Annotated in this window: 12 protein-coding genes and 1 pseudogene; 5 read left to right on the forward strand and 8 right to left on the reverse strand. The window is 47.1% G+C overall.

The features are described 5' to 3' along the window. The first annotated feature begins 93 nt into the window (after nt 1-93). Nucleotides 94-1,323 (forward strand): MFS transporter, encoded by a 1,230-nt coding sequence (locus M3202_RS10025; protein ID WP_251223277.1) that lies wholly within the window; start codon nt 94-96, stop codon nt 1,321-1,323. A gap of 352 nt (nt 1,324-1,675) precedes the next feature. On the opposite strand, the gene M3202_RS10030 is transcribed toward M3202_RS10025, so the two are convergent. From M3202_RS10030 to M3202_RS10045, 4 genes are all read right to left on the reverse strand, one after another. Next, nucleotides 1,676-3,070, reverse strand: a complete 1,395-nt coding sequence (locus M3202_RS10030) for an L-cystine transporter (protein ID WP_251223205.1) — start codon at nt 3,068-3,070, stop codon at nt 1,676-1,678. A 331-nt stretch (nt 3,071-3,401) separates the two neighbouring features. After that, entirely contained in the window at nt 3,402-4,163 is a 762-nt protein-coding gene (locus M3202_RS10035; protein ID WP_251223206.1) for an amino acid ABC transporter ATP-binding protein, read from the reverse strand. A 25-nt stretch (nt 4,164-4,188) separates the two neighbouring features. Beyond that, nucleotides 4,189-4,845, reverse strand: a complete 657-nt coding sequence (locus M3202_RS10040) for an amino acid ABC transporter permease (protein ID WP_251223207.1) — start codon at nt 4,843-4,845, stop codon at nt 4,189-4,191. A gap of 140 nt (nt 4,846-4,985) precedes the next feature. Further along, nucleotides 4,986-5,864, reverse strand: a complete 879-nt coding sequence (locus tag M3202_RS10045; RefSeq protein WP_251223208.1) for a substrate-binding periplasmic protein — start codon at nt 5,862-5,864, stop codon at nt 4,986-4,988. Between the two features lie 653 nt (nt 5,865-6,517). On the opposite strand from M3202_RS10045, the gene M3202_RS10050 reads away from it, so the two are divergent. The 3 genes from M3202_RS10050 to M3202_RS10060 all read left to right on the forward strand — a co-directional run bounded on the left by M3202_RS10050 (nt 6,518) and on the right by M3202_RS10060 (nt 9,845). Beyond that, the gene (locus M3202_RS10050; RefSeq protein ID WP_251223209.1) at nt 6,518-7,249 is read left to right on the forward strand and encodes an IclR family transcriptional regulator; all 732 of its coding nucleotides are present in this window, start codon (nt 6,518-6,520) and stop codon (nt 7,247-7,249) included. A 163-nt stretch (nt 7,250-7,412) separates the two neighbouring features. Beyond that, nucleotides 7,413-8,816 (forward strand): dihydroorotase, encoded by a 1,404-nt coding sequence (locus M3202_RS10055; RefSeq protein ID WP_251223210.1) that lies wholly within the window; start codon nt 7,413-7,415, stop codon nt 8,814-8,816. A 42-nt stretch (nt 8,817-8,858) separates the two neighbouring features. Then, on the forward strand, nt 8,859-9,845 hold the full coding sequence (locus tag M3202_RS10060) for an NAD-dependent epimerase/dehydratase family protein (protein ID WP_251223211.1): 987 nt from the start codon (nt 8,859-8,861) through the stop codon (nt 9,843-9,845). Nucleotides 9,846-10,154: 309 nt separating this feature from the next. On the opposite strand, the pseudogene M3202_RS10065 reads toward M3202_RS10060, so the two are convergent. The 3 genes and pseudogenes from M3202_RS10065 to M3202_RS10075 form a co-directional block, all read right to left on the reverse strand. Then, nucleotides 10,155-10,271: pseudogene (locus M3202_RS10065) on the reverse strand (cysteine hydrolase); the annotation flags it as partial. A 173-nt stretch (nt 10,272-10,444) separates the two neighbouring features. Continuing rightward, the gene (locus tag M3202_RS10070) at nt 10,445-10,840 is read right to left on the reverse strand and encodes a nucleotidyltransferase substrate binding protein (RefSeq protein ID WP_251223212.1); all 396 of its coding nucleotides are present in this window, start codon (nt 10,838-10,840) and stop codon (nt 10,445-10,447) included. Between the two features lie 99 nt (nt 10,841-10,939). Further along, nucleotides 10,940-11,806: a sigma-70 family RNA polymerase sigma factor gene (locus tag M3202_RS10075; RefSeq protein WP_251223213.1), complete on the reverse strand. Its 867-nt coding sequence runs from the start codon at nt 11,804-11,806 to the stop codon at nt 10,940-10,942. A gap of 157 nt (nt 11,807-11,963) precedes the next feature. On the opposite strand from M3202_RS10075, the gene M3202_RS10080 reads away from it, so the two are divergent. Further along, nucleotides 11,964-12,434, forward strand: coding sequence for a carboxymuconolactone decarboxylase family protein (locus tag M3202_RS10080; RefSeq protein ID WP_251223214.1), 471 nt, complete (start codon nt 11,964-11,966; stop codon nt 12,432-12,434). Nucleotides 12,435-12,801: 367 nt separating this feature from the next. Here the strand turns inward: M3202_RS10080 and M3202_RS10085 are convergent, their stop codons facing one another. After that, on the reverse strand, nt 12,802-18,762 hold the full coding sequence (locus M3202_RS10085; RefSeq protein WP_251223215.1) for a leucine-rich repeat protein: 5,961 nt from the start codon (nt 18,760-18,762) through the stop codon (nt 12,802-12,804). Between the last annotated feature and the right edge of the window lie 295 nt (nt 18,763-19,057).

Genomic DNA, 19,057 nt, shown 5'->3' on the forward strand with positions numbered 1-19,057 from the left:
CAGCAATCTATACATCCTTTTCCGACTAAAGTAGACTACTAGATAAAGGAGGGGACGGCAGTGGGCAAATACACGAAGGCGGAAAAAAGCTGGATGATGTATGATTGGGCCGATTCCGCTTATTTTCTAATTATCGTCACCGCTATTTTTCCGATTTATTATAAAGAGGTCGCGGATAATGCCGGGCTTCATTCGGCCGACTCTACAGCCTATCTTGGTTATACGATTTCGATTGCCACTTTTCTGTTGGCGCTGCTTGGCCCTATATTAGGGACAATCGCCGATTATAAAGGGCTGAAGGGGAAATTTTTCACCTTCTTTTTTCTGATCGGGGTCTCATCGACGGTCGCGCTGTTTTTTGTCCCTGATGACAACTGGCTGCTTTTGCTCGTCGTTTATACGCTGACAACGCTCGGCGCGCGCGGGGCGAATGTGTTTTACGACGCCTATATTGTCGATGTCACTGGAAAAGAGCGAATGGATGAACTGTCGGCAAGAGGCTATGCGTTAGGATATATCGGCAGCTCGATTCCATTTATCGCCTGCATCGCCATCATTGTGTCGGCACAAATGGGGTTCATTCCACTGTCGGTGTCAGGAGCCAGCCGGACAGCCTTTTTCATTACGGCTGCGTGGTGGCTCGTCTTTACCATTCCGATGCTGAAAAACGTCAAGCAGCTGCATGGGATTGACCCCGAGCCGCGAATTGTCGCCAACAGCTTTAAGCGTCTCGGCCAAACCTTCAAGGAAATCAGGCAATACCGGACGATCTTCTTGTTTTTAATTGCCTACTTCTTTTATATCGACGGGGTCGGAACGATCATCTCCATGTCGACCGCCTACGGAACCGATTTAGGATTAGGCGCGACCGATCTGATCATTGCCCTCTTAGCTGTGCAAATTGTCGCAGCGCCGTTTTCCATCTTATTCGGAAAATTAGCCAATCGCTTCGGCGTCAAAAGGATGCTCTATACAGGGATCATCATTTATATGATCGTCTGCGTCTATGCGATGTTTTTAAAAACGACAGCCGACTTTTGGATTTTGGCAATGCTCGTCGCCACCTCTCAAGGCGGCATTCAGGCACTGAGCCGCTCCTATTTTGCCCAGCTCGTACCGAAGGAAAAAGCGAACGAGTTTTTCGGCTTTTATACCATCTTTGGCCGGTTTGCCGCCGTCTCAGGTCCCTTTCTTGTCGGGATCATTACCCAGCTCACCGGAAGCTCGGCTTTCGGCGTCGCCAGCTTAATCATCCTATTTGCGATCGGCCTGATCGTGTTACTGTTTGTCCCTTATTCCCCTAAAGAGTCAGCGAATGTTTAGCTGGCAGCGTGATAACCATTTAATAATGCCCATCAGCAACGCTGAAATCATAAGCAATAAAGCAAAAGCGACTGTCGCTCCATATAGATATTCCATCGCTTTCTTCGTCCCTCAATTATGTACGGTTGATAAAATAACGCTATTCGTCGGACCTGGTGTAAAGCTCATAATAACAGAGGCCATTGAAGAAGTAAAAGTCGTACTTTTTCAGCAGCTTATGATAACACAGTATATAAAAAAAGATGTAAGATTCATGAGAACAGCTCCTTTCGCGGGTTTCTCATGTTATCTTACATCTTACTCTTTCAATGCTTATCGTATATTATGCAGGCAGCTTCCCCACACACCGGGCTTACGCTTCAACCACTTCATCGAGGCCGGATTTTTCGTTGTAGACTTGTTCATCAAACTCGCCGGTGATTTTCCCGGTTAAAATACCGGACGTCATACTGCCGCTGACGTTTAAAGCAGTCCGGCCCATATCGATCAACGGTTCAACTGAAATCAATAAGCCGACGATCGCGACAGGGAGATTTAAGACAGAAAGTACGATCAGGGACGCGAATGTCGCCCCGCCCCCAACGCCTGCCACTCCAAAAGAGCCGATGATGACGACAAGAATTAATGTCAGGATGAACCCGGGATCGAGCGGATTGATTCCGACAGTCGGCGCCACCATTACAGCCAGCATCGCAGGATAAATACCGGCGCATCCGTTTTGACCAATCGTCAAGCTGAACGGACCGACGAAGTTCGCCACCCCCGGCGAGACACCATAGCCGTCCGTTTGCGTTTTAATATTAAGCGGTAACGTCCCCGCACTTGAACGTGACGTAAAGGCGAACGTTAAGGCCGGCAATCCTTTTTTCACATACGTAACAGGGTTTAATTTCGCCAAGCTGATCATCAGTAAATGAACGAGGAACATCACAATCAGCGCAACATATGAAGCGACAACAAATTTGCCTAAATTGACGATTGAACCATAATCACTCGTAGCAGCGACCCTTGTCATCAGCGCCAGCACCCCATAAGGTGTAAGCCGTAAGATTAATGTCACAAGCCGCATGACGATGGCGTATAAGGAATCAATGATTTTTGTAAACAACTCTGCTTGTTCAGGCTGCTTCCGTCTTACCCCCAAGTACGCCATTCCGATCAACGAGGCAAAAATCACCACCGCGATCGTCGAAGTAGAACGCGATCCTGCCAAATCCGCGAATGGATTAGTTGGAATAAAAGAAAGAATCTGCTCGGGGATCGTCATGCTTTCAACATCAGCCACTCGATCGGTAAGCGCCTCATTTCGCTCCAGCTCAGCCTCTCCCGCCTGCAATTCCATTCCATCGAGGCCGAAGCCAAACGTCGCAGCAATCCCGATTGCCGCGGCAATTCCTGTTGTGACTAATAAAATTCCGATCCCATAAAAACTGATTTTGCCGAGGTTCTTTGAAAGATTGACTTTCGTAAATGCTGCGATAATCGAAATAAATACTAATGGCATTACAATCATTTGCAGCAAACTGACATAGCCGGAGCCGATGATGTTCAACCATTGAATGGTCGTTTCCGTGACATTAGACGCCGTGCCGTATAACAGATGAATGACAAGTCCAAACAAGATCCCAAGCCCCAGCCCCGCAAAGACCCGTTTTGAGAACTTCACATGCTTCCTTTGCAGCGTATAAAGTCCGGCCATCAAAAGTAAAAAGACAGCGATATTGATAACAATAAGAAATGTATCCAAAATGCTCTCCTCCCTAAAAGCTTTTTTATAATAATGAGCATCTATAACTATAATACACAAAAACCAATTGGTAAAGTAAGAATAATGCTCGATAAAAAGAAAAAGCCGGAAATCCCCCATCGAATTCAAGTGGATTCACATTGAAATATATGACGATTTAACGACATTTATTTCAAAAACAACGATTCATTCTAAAGTCTCTCTTCCTCTCTACCAAACCATTTAATTTACTAGTATATTAATTGAACAAGGGAGGGTTCGCACTAGCAAACAAAACGGCCTCTGTCCGTAGAATATGGACAAAAACCGTTTAGCGGAATCTTCTATTTCATTACTGCTTAGAAAATGACAGGAACGACTTAGTCGCTGGATTGTCAGGATTGTGAAACACTTTCTCCGGTGTCCCTTCCTCGGCAATTTTCCCTTCATTCATAAAAATAACCCTCGTCGCCACGTTCTCGGCGAATCGCATTTCATGGGTGACAACGAGCATCGTCATTCCCTTTTTTGCCAGGTTTGTCATTGCTTCCAGCACTTCTCCGACAAGCTGCGGATCTAAGGCGGATGTCACCTCATCAAAAAGCATTAACTCCGGTTCCATCGCCAGCGCTCTGGCGATGGCAACGCGCTGCTGCTGGCCTCCCGACAAACTCAGCGGATATTGATCCGCTTTATCGCCCATCTTCACTAAGTCCAATAAATACTTTGCCTGTTCCAGCGCTTCCGCTTTCGGCTTTTTCTTAATTAATGTCGGACCTTCCATCACGTTCTCCAGCACCGACATATGTGGCCACAGGTTGAAATGCTGGAATACCATCCCTACCTTCGTCCGCAATTTTGTAATATCCGGATGAAACGTTCGCTGCTTCTTATGTTGAGGGAGACTTTCCACTTTGTCTTCACCAATTGAAACGATACCTGCCGTTGGCTCCTCTAAAAAGTTAATGCAGCGAAGCAATGTACTTTTCCCCGTGCCACTCGGCCCGATAATCGCGATGACCTCCCCCTTGTTGACCGTCAAGTCAACTCCTTTCAACACTTCCAGGTCATGATACGATTTGCTTAGTCCTTCAATTTTCAATAAGGGCTCCATTTATTTCACTCCCCATATAAAAGTACTATCTGGAATAATAAGATAATTTCTTTTCTGCCCAATTCTGAAAGAGCATCAGACAGCTTGTCATAATTAAATAGAGGACACCAGCTGTGCCAAGTATTTCAACAGGTCTGTATGTCGCACTGTAAATCTGTTGACTGTTCAGCATTAAATCACTAACCGTTATAACCGAAACTAACGCTGAATTTTTCACTAACAAGATGGCGTTACTCATATATGGAGGGAGAACAATTCTCGTAGCCTGCGGAAGAATAATTCGTCTGAATACTTGCCAGTACGACATCCCTATTGCAATCGCCGATTCCGTCTGACCTTTCGGAATGGCGCTAATTCCCGAACGGATAATTTCACATTTATAAGCGGTGGAATTAAGCGACATCGCAAGAACGGCCGCAGCAAAAGCGGGCAAGGTTATCCCCCAGCTCGGAAACGCATAGTATACAAAAAATAAAATTAGTAACAACGGCGTTCCGCGCATAATCCAAACATAAATAAATGCAAAAGTCCGAATAAAACGGTTATTGGACATCCTCATCAATGCCATAAATGTTCCCGCTATCGTGGCAATCACTAAAGTTAGCAGGGACACTTCTATTGTGACTAATGCTCCCTTCAACAGAGCGGGTAAATAGGTAATCACCATATCCCATTGAATCATTCAGACTCACCCCTAGATGTTTTTATAAGGAGCCCGGAACAAAGGCAAACGTTCCCCTTGTGCTCCGGGCTTAAAGCAGTGAGCAAAGGTTGCGCAGAACGGAGCCACCGCCATGTTTCTTCTAATTTGACCGCATAACCTTATTCTGAGAAAGTCGTTCCAAGCCATTTTTCAGCAATTTCTTCATATTTCCCCTGCTCTTTGGCGTTTTGAATCGCTTCATCAATCGCAGCTTTTAGATCGTCTTCTCCTTTGTTCAACGCGACAGCCACTTCTCGTCCATTTAATCCTTCTTCCGACGTCGTAAATCCTTCTCCTTCTGTTTGAATCCAATGCCCGGCTAACATTTTTCCTGTGATGACGACTTCAGTCCGGCCATTTTTCAAATCATGCAATGCTTCCGCAAGCCCTGGATAGGACTTTAATTCTTTGTATCCCCCAATTTCTTCTGCCGGCGCTTCCCCGTTCGTTGAACCGGCTACTACCCCGACAACGCGATCCGTAATGTCTTCCGGACTGTGAATATCCGTTGTACTTTCCGGAAAAACAGCCACCACTTCGTCAAAGGCGTAATGATCTGAGAAATAGAGAGCTTCGAGCCGCTCTTCCGTCACATTGATGCCGGACATCGCGATATCAAAATTACCTGCGGTTACCCCTGGAATGAGTCCTTTAAAGTCCATCCGTCTCCAATCAATCTCGACACCTAAATGATCGGCGATGATTTGCGCCCAATCCGCATCAATGCCAACAAGTTCATTTTGCTCATTAGGAAAAATGGTCGGGGCATTGTTTCCGCTCGTGGCGATAATAATCGACCCTCTTTCCAGTATTTCCGCTAATTTTCCTTGCGCTTCACCCTCTTGCTCACTCACTTCCTGTCCGCTTGTTTCTGAATCATTGCCCTCTTGTTCAGTGGAGCCTGTTCCTCCCTCTGTTGAACTTGAGCCGCATGCAGCTAACAATAAAATCATGATAAACATGACAAACGCAACGTGGAATTGTCCATTTCCTTTCATAAAACCGTTCACCCCTTTAACATTTTCCGAAAATCAATATCACATATTAATAAACAATTATTAGAATGTGATAATTAATCCGATTGTAGTGTAAATTCTGATAATATTCAATGCGTTATAGTCGATTTTCTCACATACTTTATGCTGCCATTTTTAAACAGGCCTCCAATACCCCCATCAAACAGAAGGCCCCTGAAAAACGTTCTTTTTCATAACTCAAAGAAGAGTAATGGCTACGCTCATTTACTACAGCCCGTAGACAAAACATACTAAGATTAGTGGGTAAGGTTATCGACGAGTACAAATGAAAAGAAGGGGATCCGTCGCTCCTGAAATAGACTTCGCTCGACATTCAGGTAAACACAGTAGTTATGGTTCAGCCTCGTTTGCATTTTTCGTAAGGCCTGCATGGAATTTTTTTCGTGCCCCTTCAGGTTAGTTCAACGCCCTCCTGCGGAAAGCGCGCCCCCCATCCTGGGAGCGAATCGAAGCTCAGGATCGTGACAAATACTTATACCAAAAACCTGCTGAAAAAGTGAAAATCGTACTTTTCAGCAACGTCTCAAAAAGCCGAGGGTTATTTGACGCTTATCTTGTAATCATGTATCTTTCTATTATGATTTATAATTTTACTAAAGATGGGAATTGAAAAGATGAGCATAAAGAAAGCATTAGAAATCTTAAATCTATTTAATTTAGAAACAAGAGAATTAACTGTCACGCAAATTTCCAATTTATTGCACATCCCCCAAAGTTCTGTCTATCGCTACATTCGGATTCTCAAAGAGAACCGCTATGTATTTGAGACGGAGAGAAATTCATACAAAATTGGATTTAAGCTTTTGGAACTCGGCAATCTCGCCAGAATTGATAATGAAATTATTTCAATCGCCAATCCAATCATGAAGCAGCTTACCGATGAAACGAAGGAGACTTCCGTTCTGGTCATTCATTCCGGTTTAAATGCGGTTTGTCTTGAAGACGTCACCTCATCCCATCACCTCATTAAAGTTTCATCTGTAAGCGGAAAAGTGATTCCGCTGTTTGCCGGCGCGTCTTCCAAGGCCATTCTGGCTTATATGGGATCAGAAACGATTAACAAATTATATAAACATGGATTCATCAAAAAATTCACCCCCCATACGATCGTCGATAAAGAAGAATTAATCAAAGAAATGAAAAAGGTCCGAGAGAATGGTTACGCGGTGTCGGACAGTGAATTGGATGAAGGTGTCTACACATACGCCGTTCCGATTTTTTCATCAGGGAACATTTTTGGTTCTTTAAGCCTCGCAGGTCCAAAAGAAAGAATCATCAGAAACAACAAAGAAGAGCTGATCGAAAAAATAAAAAACGCAGTAAACGAAATTGAGAAGAATTTATAGAAGAGGATGCCTTTGCTTGCAGGCATTCTTTTCTTTATCTCATCACTATAAAAAAGCTCCTCGTCACATTTTCAGAAAATTTAAACTTGCAATTATATAATAATATACTTATCATATAATGAAAATATGATATTAAAATATGAGAATACGAGGGGTAAACATAATGATGGACCTTTTGATCAGAAACGGATACGTGTATCAGCAAAATGGAGAATTTAAAAGAAACGATCTTGCCATTAAAGACGGCAAAATCGTCTCAATTTCCAGTACGAATAGCGCGCTTACGTCAAAGGCTTATATTGACGCAACCGGCTTATATGTGCTGCCGGGCATCATTGATTCACATGTGCATTTTAAGGAACCTGCCAAACACCCGGAAAGCACGGAAAACTTCTTTTCCGGAACGAGCGCCTCGGCAGCCGGCGGGGTGACAACGATTATTGAAATGCCGAACTCGTATCCATGCACCTATAATAAAGAATTACTGACCAGACGCCGCGACATCATTCAAGATCAAGCCGTTGTCGATTATGCCCTATACGGAGCAGCGGGCAATGATCATTATGCAGAGATTGTGCCACTCGGCAAGGAAGGAATTGTCGCCTATAAAACGTTTATGCACAGCGCCCCAAAAGGACGTGAAGATGAGTATGAAGGCTTTACCATGACAACAGACGCCGACCTTATCCAGGGATTCTCTGAAATTAGCAAAACAGGCCTCCCTTTAGCCGTTCATGCCGAAAATGATGAACTGATCACCTTTTTCACGCAACAGGTTACGGATCCGGCAGATTTTAAAAGCCACTTGCATGTCCGTAATCTCGTAGTCGAAACATCAGCCATCCATAAGCTGCTTTACTTCGCCAAACAATTCAACGTTCCATTAATCATTTGTCATGTCTCAAGTCCCGAGGCTCTCGCATTAATCAAGACCGCCAAAGAACAAGGGGTGCGCGTCTATGCGGAAACCTGCCCCCATTACCTGATCTATGATGAAAGCTATGTTGAAAAACTAGGACCGCACGGGAAATGCAATCCACCGCTGCGTTCAACCGAACAAGTTAATAAAATGTGGGATTTCATCCGTGATGGAACAATTGATTATATCTCCAGCGACCATTCACCGGCTTTCAAAGCTGATAAGGAAAAATGGATTGGCAATATTCTCCGTTCTCCCGCCGGCTTCCCCGGAGCGGAACTCGTTCTGCCATTGATGTTACATCAGGTTGCCAAAGGCAGATTAAGCTTAGCGAGGGTTGTTCAGCTTTTATCCGAGAACCCGGCAAAAGCATTTGATTTATACCCGCAAAAAGGCTCCTTACAAGCAGGCACGGACGCCGATATTACGATTGTTGACTTAGAGGCAAAGAAGAAAATCGATAGTAGTCAGATGATCACGAGAGCGAGAGATGCAGCTATCCTGTTTGATGGTTTGGAGATAAGAGGACTGCCCATCTATACGATTGTCCGCGGCCATCTCGTTGCAAAGAACGGGGAAATTCAGCCTGATGTTAAAGGATGGGGGAAATGGATTGAACCGCAGAAAAAAGCTTCCGTCCAACTGTAAACCCACAAATCATGCTTTCATGAACGGAAAGGAGCGAGTACGATGACTGTGCTGATCACCGGCGGTTGCGGCTTTATCGGAATGAACATCGCAGAACACTTGACGAAACAGGGGATAGACGTCGTTCTGCTCGATATGGCTCCCCTTTTAAAAGAAGCGGAGGACACGCTGAAAACGAACGGCGGTACATACCACCACGTCCAGGCGAGCATCCTCGACAGCACTCAAATCAAGCGGATTATCAAAAGCTATTCGATCACAGAAATCATTCATGCGGCCGTCATCACGCCCGACCTCACTCGTGAAAAAACGGCAAGCAAACAGATCCTAGACGTGAATTTTTCCGGAACGGTGGAAGTGTTGGAGGCAGCGCTCTCAAACAAGATCGAAAAACTCATCTATTTGAGCTCCGCTTCCGTCTATGGCGACGCGGCTTTTGCTTACACATCGGTACACGAAGACACTGCGCACCCCCGACCTAAAACATTATATGCCATTAGCAAATTTGCCGCAGAAAAAACGGCGCTCCGCTATAAACAATTATTCGATCTCGATATTAGAATCGTAAGAGTAGGTACTGTTTTCGGACCGTGGGAACGAAATACCGGCGTTCGCGATACACTGAGCGCCCCTTTACAAGCAACGCGCCTCGCCTATTTACACCAAAAAGCATTCCTGCCGAGAAAAGGGCCGAATGACTGGGTGTACAGCCGCGACATTGCCGGCGCAGTCGCCACAATTTTGCAAAAAACAGCGATCTCCAGCGATGTTCTCAACATAAGCTCCGGAACATCCTGGACAGTCTATGACTGGTGCAAAAAGCTCCAAACGATCCTGCCAGATTTTCAATATGAACTCGTCCAGTCAGCCGAACAAGCCAACATCAGCTTTCACGGCAGTCAGGACCGCTCTCCCCTCTCGATTCAAAAATTGATCGACGATGCCGGCTACACCCCGGCCTACGATCTCGATAGCGCGTTTGATGATTATATCAGCTGGATTGACAGCCAGTCGGAGTTTTGGCAGTGAGAGCCTTTAGCGTTACGTCCCTCACCTTATACTCGTTGCAGACAGGCTTAGCCATTCAGGATTCACACTTTCGATTTTTTGTTAATTGCTCTGATTGCTTCCAATGAGGCTCTTTTCATATAGAAGAAGCGCGGGCAATTGAACAGCCCGCCCTTGCTTGCTATGTGCGGCACGAGATTTACGCCGTGGTTTCCTTCCTCATTCAGGAAGAAATGGTTCACGATATCGATCTACTCATGCATCCGGATAAGCTGCCTACACCATAGCGACCGGCCGCTCCCTCTTGACCTGAGGAAGCGGCCGATATCGTTAGCGTACTTGCGCTATGAACTCCTCCGTGGAAAGAACAGTGGCAACTTCTTGATGCAACGTCGCTAAGGACGTAGCATGAATCGTTTCTGGATCGTAATAAACCCCGTTTTGATCGGTTTATTGATTCAGCTATGGAATATGAAGAACCGTATACGATGATCAACCTCTCCTTCCAAATTTCCGTTCCCATGGCCCGACTGCCAAAAATAATGACTTCTTCCACTTCTTTTATTTGCTTAAGAGCGTTCCGCATCAGGGCAAGACTTTCTTTCTCAATACCAAATTCCTCAGTCGCCTTCATATAACCGCTCCATTTCTTGAAAGGCTGAAGTAATCGCTTGAAAATACTCTTGGATGATTTTAGTGAAAACCGTCTCAAACGCTTGCTCATCATAAGGATGAGAAAGAATATTTCTACTCTCAAGCATTTGCATCCAAACCGTTCCATTATCAATCATTTCGTATTGGAACGCTTTTTTTATGACATCTCTTGGAAAGCGGGCTTTTTCACCCTGAGCTTCCAAATAGTCTTTTAATGTTTTCCAGGATAGCTCAAACGTGTATTCAAAACGTTGAATGATTCCCTCTTTTTCCAGTTTGCTTAAGGATTTCTGACGGTTAACTCTACCACTTCCTTGAATTGTAAATAAGCCTTTTGAAGGTTTTAAAACCGTTGTTTCCATCTTTTTTCGTTCGGATGTACCATTTCATTTCCTCCTCACTTATGTTTAATATAGCACCGATAAACGTTCATTGCTCTTACATTAAGCAGGAAGTGCCCTTCATCCCCCCAATAAAGACAGCTTTAGTTTCTCCATCCGTCGTTTGTCGGAAATCAGCTCTACTTCTGTAATGATCCCTTCTTTCAGTTTAAAGCTAAGAATGTACAGCAATGTTTTGTTTCGTGCAGCCATCAAGCCGAGCTTTCCATCGACAAGGATAAACTGAGCGGGCTGCGCCTTTCCTGCTACTTCTTTTGCTAAACGCTCCGCTCCTTTTACGACTTTCACCTCTCCGCCGCGGTCATCCCGCAGTACTACTTCCGGATCCAGTAAAGAAAGCAATGTGCTGAAGTCACCGGCATAAGCCGCAGTGAGAAACGCTTCCAGCGTGTCCCGCTCTGTTCTATGTGCCACTGTCTGCCCTTTTTTTCCGTGAACTTTCCGTCGCGCCCGGCTCGCTAACTGCCTGGCAGCGGACTCCGACTTCCCGATAATCGAAGCAATCTCTGTAAAGGGAACAGCAAAAACATCATGCAAAACAAACGCCAGCCGTTCAGCAGGCTTCAATTGTTGCAGGACGATTGCCAGCGCCTCCTCCACAGCATCGGCCAGCAACACTTCCCGCTCCGGCTCCATGTAGCGATCGCTGCTCATCTCATCGAACATTTCCTCCTCCGACACCTCCAGCCCTGCTCTTCGGCTCCGCAGCATATCCAAACCGATGCGGGAAACGACCGTTGTCAGCCATCCTTTCACATTTTCAATCCCGGTCAGCTCCACCCTTTGCAGACGAAACCATGCTTCCTGAACGGCGTCCTCCGCTTCTTCGGCTGAGCCCAGCAAGCGGTACGCGACTGCTTTTAAATGATTTCTATGTAATTGAAATTGTTCCGCCTTTTGTTCCGTTTCTTCTGTCATTTCGTTCATTCCTTTTGTTTTCCTTCTTTATAGAGTAAGACGAAAAGAAGCGCACGGTTGTGACACCGTATTTCTTATTTTTTGTCACATCCGATCAAGCCGATACGTCATCGTAGTAGAGGAGCCAATCATGCTCTTCATAAATATTTTTAAAAGGAGCTATGTTATGAAACCACGAATGAAAAGTCCGCTTGAAGTTATTCCGAATGTAAACGAAGCATTGCAAGGCTTAGGAAAGGCGTTATTCACTTCCGCAGCAGAAACAGACATCCCGCGTCAAATCCTTTTTCTATGCTATCTCCGCGCGAGTCAAATTAATGGAGACAGCGTGTGCGTGCAGCTCCATGCCACTAATGCGAAAAATGAAGACGCCTCTCCTGAAAAAGTGTTAGCTGTCGCAGCCTGGAGAGAAACGCCATTTTTTTCAGAAGCTGAGCGTGCCGCTTTGGCACTTGTCGAAGCAGTCACCCGCCTAAGCGACCAAAGCAACCCCGTTACTGAGGAGACGTATCTTGAAGCCGCCCGGCATTATGAGGAAAAAGCGTTAGCAACGCTTATTGCCGGAATCGCTACAGTGAATTTGTTTAACCGCCTAAATGTCGCGACAAGACAAATCGTGCAGGGACCGCAAACATAAATAGGTAATGGCACGAGCCTTCCTATTTTAAAAAGCAAAGAGCTGTCTCAAAGGAAAATTGCTCCCCCTTTGAAGACAGCTTTTCCTCTGAATGGACCACTTCCTCCCAGACAACCGGAGAATTTTTTCCTTCACGGAGTAACAGGCCTACATCTCCATCGAAGCAATGATCACATTGCCCACCCTTTCCCCCCTCCAGCTTACACCAAGTATAGTTGCGCCAGTCTCCCTTCCATTATAATAAAAACACCACGACTGCCATACGGGCAGAGAGGCGAGCCGGAAGCCGCTAAAAAAGCCGAAAGGGAGAATCCATATAAGAGATGGATATCCTTTTCGGCTCCTTGCCAGTGATCTAAAAATCGGTTTATTGCCCTCTTGCCGCTGTTTCGATGTCAGCGTACGCCCAATGGGTGACCGGCACATCGGCGAAGCTCGGGTTCGTACTTACGTCAGCAGCCTCCCGCGCAAAAAGGCGGTTTAACACAGTAACGGCCTGGGCCCTCGTTAATGGTGCCGCTGGGCGAAAAGAGTTGTCTCCAAACCCTTCCATCAATCCCCATTGGCTGATCGCATCGATCTCTTCCTTGGCCCAATGGTTTTGGGACACATCCTCGTAAAGAATGACCGTACCTTCTCCCTTATCTGGGCAACAATCCTCCCTTTGCTCGTGCATCCAGCGGTAGGCGATAACCGCCATCTGAGCCCGGGTGATTTCTTCTTCAGGCCGGAACTGCCTATCTTCATATCCGTTCATGATGCCGTTCCGCTGGACTACAGAAATTTCATGGTAGGCCCAGTGCTCGTCGGAAATGTCAACAAACCAGCCTTCTCTCTCGTCTTCCTCGCTCCCGAGATAACGGCCGAGCATAGTCGCCATTTGTTCTCTGGTTACTGATTCATTAGGACGGAATGTTCCATCGGGATAGCCTTCAATGTAAGGAGGAATTGGCTCTCCTTCTTCTTCCCTAAGGTAGTTGGCCCATCCTTCCAAGGACAACGGAGTGAAGGTACTGAACTTCTCTACTTGAAAAGTAACTCCTTCCTCTCCCGCCGTTCCTGGATATGAAATGAACTCGACCGGTACAAGCACTTGCTCCTCATCACTATGCTCGATAAATACGACGATGTCCTCACGATTTTCCGTGTCCAGTTCCGGTAGCGGAATCGTCAGGTCGACGCTACGTCCTTGGACATTGGTTGTCACCATCACCGGCCAGGTAAGAATGTCCACTTTCGGATCGTCAAGACCGAGCCGGAGAGCTGCTTCCTGTGCTTGCTCACTGATGGCTTCGTGATCAACTTCCTCTCGGACCGGCTCCAACTCCAAGGATAAGTCTTCACTGACATCCCCCATGGAAGAGACTGGCAAGAACAGACCCAAGTAGGAGGTAAGGATATCCACGTTCACATTCGCTTCCTCTAGTAGCACCGCTGCTTCTTTCTCAATCGTGATCATCATCCGGGACACGTCTTCCTCCTCGGGCCAAAAGAGCCGGAGAGTATCAGGAACGTCGTCTCGATCCAAAAAGAAAGTAACAAAGGACTCTGTTATGACCAATTCTTCTGTCACGGCTCCGTTCGACCCTGTCGTCCGAATCAGGACTAACACTTCCTCCTCTATTCCTTCCACCACGACAGGAATCTCTTCCTCCGTGGCAGAACTTGGCGGACGCGGCGAAGGACTTGGAGCTCCCCCTCCGCCACCGCCTCCACCGGAAGCACGCGCAGCAGTCGTCGCTGTCACGGTAGAGGCTCCACTCTCACCGGAGTCATTCACCGCTTTCAGGCTGTACTCGTACGTTGTCTCCGGTGTTAAGCCAGTATCTTCATACACCATTTCCTCGCCACGGTAAATCTCGTCTCCATCACGTGTTAGCACATACTCTTCGGCATAGGCGACATTTTCCCAACTCACCTGAATCGACGTAGTTGAAGTGCTGTCAACCTCTAACACAGGCGTATCCGGGACAGGCGGCTTGACATTCACTGTCACTGTTTCTGTCGCCGCGCCTCCGTATTCCGTGGTGGCTGTGGCCTGTACCGTCAACGTTCCCACGGTTCCCGTGTCGAGTTCCAACGTATCATCGGACCCTGCCGTTATCCCGTCAACCGTCCATTCCACCCCTTCAATCTCAAAATGACTATGGGAGGACTCGAGCCTCAATGAAGCCGAGGCACCCAAAACCACATCAATCGGTGCGTCAACCACTTCGTCAGCATAAAAAATCGTGACTTCAGGAGCTGAGTCAAAAGCGACAAAACGATGATCGTGCTCAGCAGCATAAGATTGCGTCGTCGAATCCGCGTGCCCAATCAGTGTCAAATCAGCCGCGTTATCCTCAAACACGTCGTTGCCGAACGCAACATCAAGATTGTGAATGATCACCTCTGTCAGGTTGTTATTCCTAAAGGCAAAAGCCACTATCTCCGTCACATTGTCTGGGATGATCACCTCCGTCAGATCGTTATTCTGAAAGGCAGTGCTCCCAATTGTCTCCACACCGGTGCCCAGCTCCACCTCTGTCAGGCTGTTATTCGCAAAGGCACCAGACCCTATCTCCGTCACATTGTCTGGGATGATCACGTCCGTCAGAGCGTTAAACGCAAAGGCAGAGTTCCCAATTGTCTGCACACCGGTGCCCAGCTCCACCTCTGTCAGGGGGTTAGTCACAAAGGCGCCAGACCCTATAACCACCACGCTGTCTGGGATGATCACCTCTGTCAGATTGTTATTCTGAAAGGCAGAGTCCCCAATCGTCTCCACACCGGCGCCCAACACCACCTCTGTCAGGCTGTTATTCCAAAAAGCGCCAGTCCCTATCTCCGTCACATTGTCTGGAATGATCACCTCTGTCAGATTGTTATTCTGAAAGGCAGAGTCCCCAATCACCTCCACACCGGTGCCCAACACCACCTCTGTCAGGTTATTACCCTGAAAGGCAGAGCTCCCTATAACCACCACGCTGTCTGGAATGGTCACCTCTGTCAGATTGTTATTCTGAAAGGCATAACTCCCAATCGCAGTGACCGTCCGTCCCCCAATCATTTCCGGAATCACCAGCGACGTCGGCACAGGGCCATAATCGTCTTCGTTCCAGCCGGTGATCGTCAGCGTGTCATCGGCGTTGATCTCATATTCAAAGCCCAGACCCAAATAAAGAACAATATCCACAAAACGATGCTCGTATTCCGCAGCATACGCTTCCGTCGTCGAGTCTACATAACCGATCAACGTCAGATCAGGGTCGTTGTTCGGGAACACATTTCCGGAAAAAAAATCAACCTCGTCGTTATGAATAATGACTGTTCGTAAGTCATTATATTCAAAAGCGCCGTTGCCAATCGACGTCACACTATCCGGGATTTCCAGGCTAGTGAGGTTGTTATACCCAAAAGCACCGTTGCCAATCGACGTCACACTATCTGGAAGATCCAAGGATTCCAGAGCATTCCCCATGAAAGCCTCCGTTCCGATCGTTAGCACATCGTCGCCGAATTCAATTTCCGTAAGACGATTGTCATAAAAAGCCCAATGCCCGATGCCTGTCACCCCATCTGGAATGACCACGGACGTCAGCTGGTTCCTAGAAAAAGCCTCGTCGGCAATTCTGTTTAGCCCCGTCCCAAACACGACCTCAGTGAGCTTATTGTCATGAAAAGCATACGCCCCCATAGTCGTCACACTATCCGGGATCACCAACGTCTCCAGTTCATTCTCCCTAAAGGCATACTCCCCAATCGTCGTCACACTATCGGGAATGACAATCCTCGTCAGTTCGTTTTGACCAAAAGCCCAGTTCCCAATTGCAGTCACGCCGTCGGGAATCACCACTTCCTCCAAATTGTTCATCGCAAACACATTGTTCCCGATCACCGCGAGCGTATTCGGAAGCGTTAATTCCTCCAAGCGGTTATCCGTAAACGCATAATTCCCAATCGACGTTACCCCATCTGGAAGCGTCAACTCCGTCAGCCTGTTCCCCCAAAACGCATAGTCGCCAATTGTCGTCAGCGTATCCGGAAGGGACACTTCCGTCAGAGATTTTTCCTCGAAGGCTTCCTCCCCAATCGCAGTGACCGTCCGTCCCTCAATCATCTCCGGAATCACCAGCGACGTCGGCACAGGGCCATAATCGGCTTCATTCCATCCAGTGATCGTTAACGTATCATCGGCGTTGATCTCATATTCAAAACTCAGCCCCGAATAAAGCCGAATATCCACAAAGCGATACTCATGCTCCGCGGCATACGCCTCCGTCGTCGATCCTCTATAACCGACTAAGGCCAGGTCGTCCGTGTTGTCCGCAAAGATGTTGCCGGAAGCTGCAAACACCACATCTTCAGGGGAAATGACCACTTGTGTGAGGTCGTTGTTTTGGAAAGCACCGTCGCCAATCTGTGTGACGTTTTCAGGGATGATCACCTCGGTGAGAGCATTTCCCGCAAAAGCTTGATTGCCGATGGTCTCCAGATGATCCGGAAGAGCGACTTTCGCCAGAGCATTGCCGAAAAATGACTGGTTGCCGATGGCTTGCACACCTTCTGGAAGATCGACTGCTATAAGATTATTCCGAAAAAAAACATTCGACTCAATCGACGTAATACCAGCAGGAAGCGTCACTTCCGTGAGCAGGTTATCTTGAAAAGACCAACGCCCGATCGTCGTTAGATTGTCCGGGAATGTTACTTCCACCAAGTCATTATTCCGAAAGGCTTCTTCACCAATGACTTCCAAATCCTCTGGAAACGCAGCTTCAGACAAACTGTTGTCCCGAAAAGCCCGCGCACCAATCTCCGTTAGATTGTCCGGGAATTCCACATCCTCCAAGTCATTATTCCGAAAGGCTTCCTCGCCAATCGTTTCCAACCCCTCGGGAAACTCAATTTCAGTTAAACCGTTATTCTGAAAAGCCCGATCACCAATCTCCGTAATACGATTAGGAATCGCCACTTCCGTCAGCTCGTTATTGGCAAAAGCTTCAGCACCAATCTCTGTAACACTTGCAGGAATATTCAGCACTTCCAGCTTGTTTCCCATAAACGCTTGCGACCCGATGACTTCCAACGCTGCCGAAAAAGTCACATCACTTAAAGCGTTATCCGCAAAAGCAGCTTCGGCAATCTCCGTGACCTCGTCGGGGATGGTTACATCCGTTAGACTACGATCACGAAAGGCATTCGCCCCAATCGTTGTGACAGTCAAGTCCTCACCGACGCTATCCGGGATGAACAACGGATCAGGCACGGCGCCATAGACAGCCTCATCCCATCCCGTGATCGTTGCTGTCCCGTCACCGTGGTCGTCATATTGAAAGCCTGAGCCATCAATGTCGATAAAGTGGTAACCATACCCATCAGCATAAGCCTGTACGGTTGATCCGCCGATCAAGGTCAGCTCAGCAGCATTGTTCGCAAACACATTATCTCCGAACGTCACGCTGTCATGACGAATCACCACTTCGCTGAGATCATTTTCTGAGAACGCGTTCCGGCCAATCTCCACAACACTTTCTGGGATCACGAGCTCCGTCAGGTTGTTACCCAGAAAAGCATGTGCTCCAATCGTTGTCACGCTATGAGAAATGGTCACCTCCGTAAGCCCTTTACCACGAAAGGCTTCTTCACCAACTCCCGTCACGGTCAACGTTTCCGCTTCATCAGGGATTGACAACTCAGCCGGTATGATCAATGGATCAGGGACAGGACCAAAACCTGTTTCATCCCATCCCGTGATCGTCGCCGTGCCATCTCCGTTCCCTTCATACTCAAAGCCGTAACCCAAATAGTGGGCAATGCTCATGAAAGCATAGCCGTGCTCATCGGCATAAGCTTCTGTGGTTGATCCCACATCACCGATTAAAGTCAAGTCCGAAGCGTTGCCCTCAAACACACCATCTCCGAACGTCACGCTGTCATTATGCACCACTACTGTGCTCAGCTCGTTATTATGAAAAGCCTGATTGCCAATGTCCGTCACGCTTGCCGGAATCGTCACCGTCGTCAAACGATTGTTGGAAAAAGCACCCATAACAATCCGCTCTACAGAATCTGGTATGCTTACTGCGGTCAATTCCCTTCTATCTAACACTCCGCTGGCAATGATCTTCAGCGGCTGCCCGCCCAGTTCCGCAGGCAGCTCCAGATCAATGCCCCTCTCACCGAAATAGTTGCTCAGCATCACGTCGCCATCATCATTCACATAATACTGAAAGTCTCCCTCAATGTATGGTCCCTCAGTCGCACTCACCATTGTAATGGGCAACATTTGCGCCATTAAGACAAGGATCAAGAGTAGGGAGATCAACCGCCTCTTTTTTCGAGTCATCCATCTTCTCTCCTTTTCTATCAAGCTATCAGTCATTCTATCATTGTAAAAGGAGAAAAATGGTTAAAGCTTCGTTAAAGGATCTTGTATAAGTTTGAGATGGACAAGCAAGACGGATAGATCGGCCACCTGGCATTTACGACTATTGTTATTCTGGCAACCAGCTAGTTACGGTCTTTCACCACTAGGTGATGCATCGCACCAAACGCATGAAAAAAAGAGCCAAAAAAGGAATCCATCTTATCATACGGATTCCCTTTCCGGCTCCTTGGCAGTACGGCAAACGGCCTTGCTG

Origin of the sequence: Halalkalibacter oceani, assembly GCF_023715605.1 — a bacterium.
Lineage (GTDB): Bacteria > Bacillota > Bacilli > Bacillales > Bacillaceae_D > Halalkalibacter > Halalkalibacter oceani.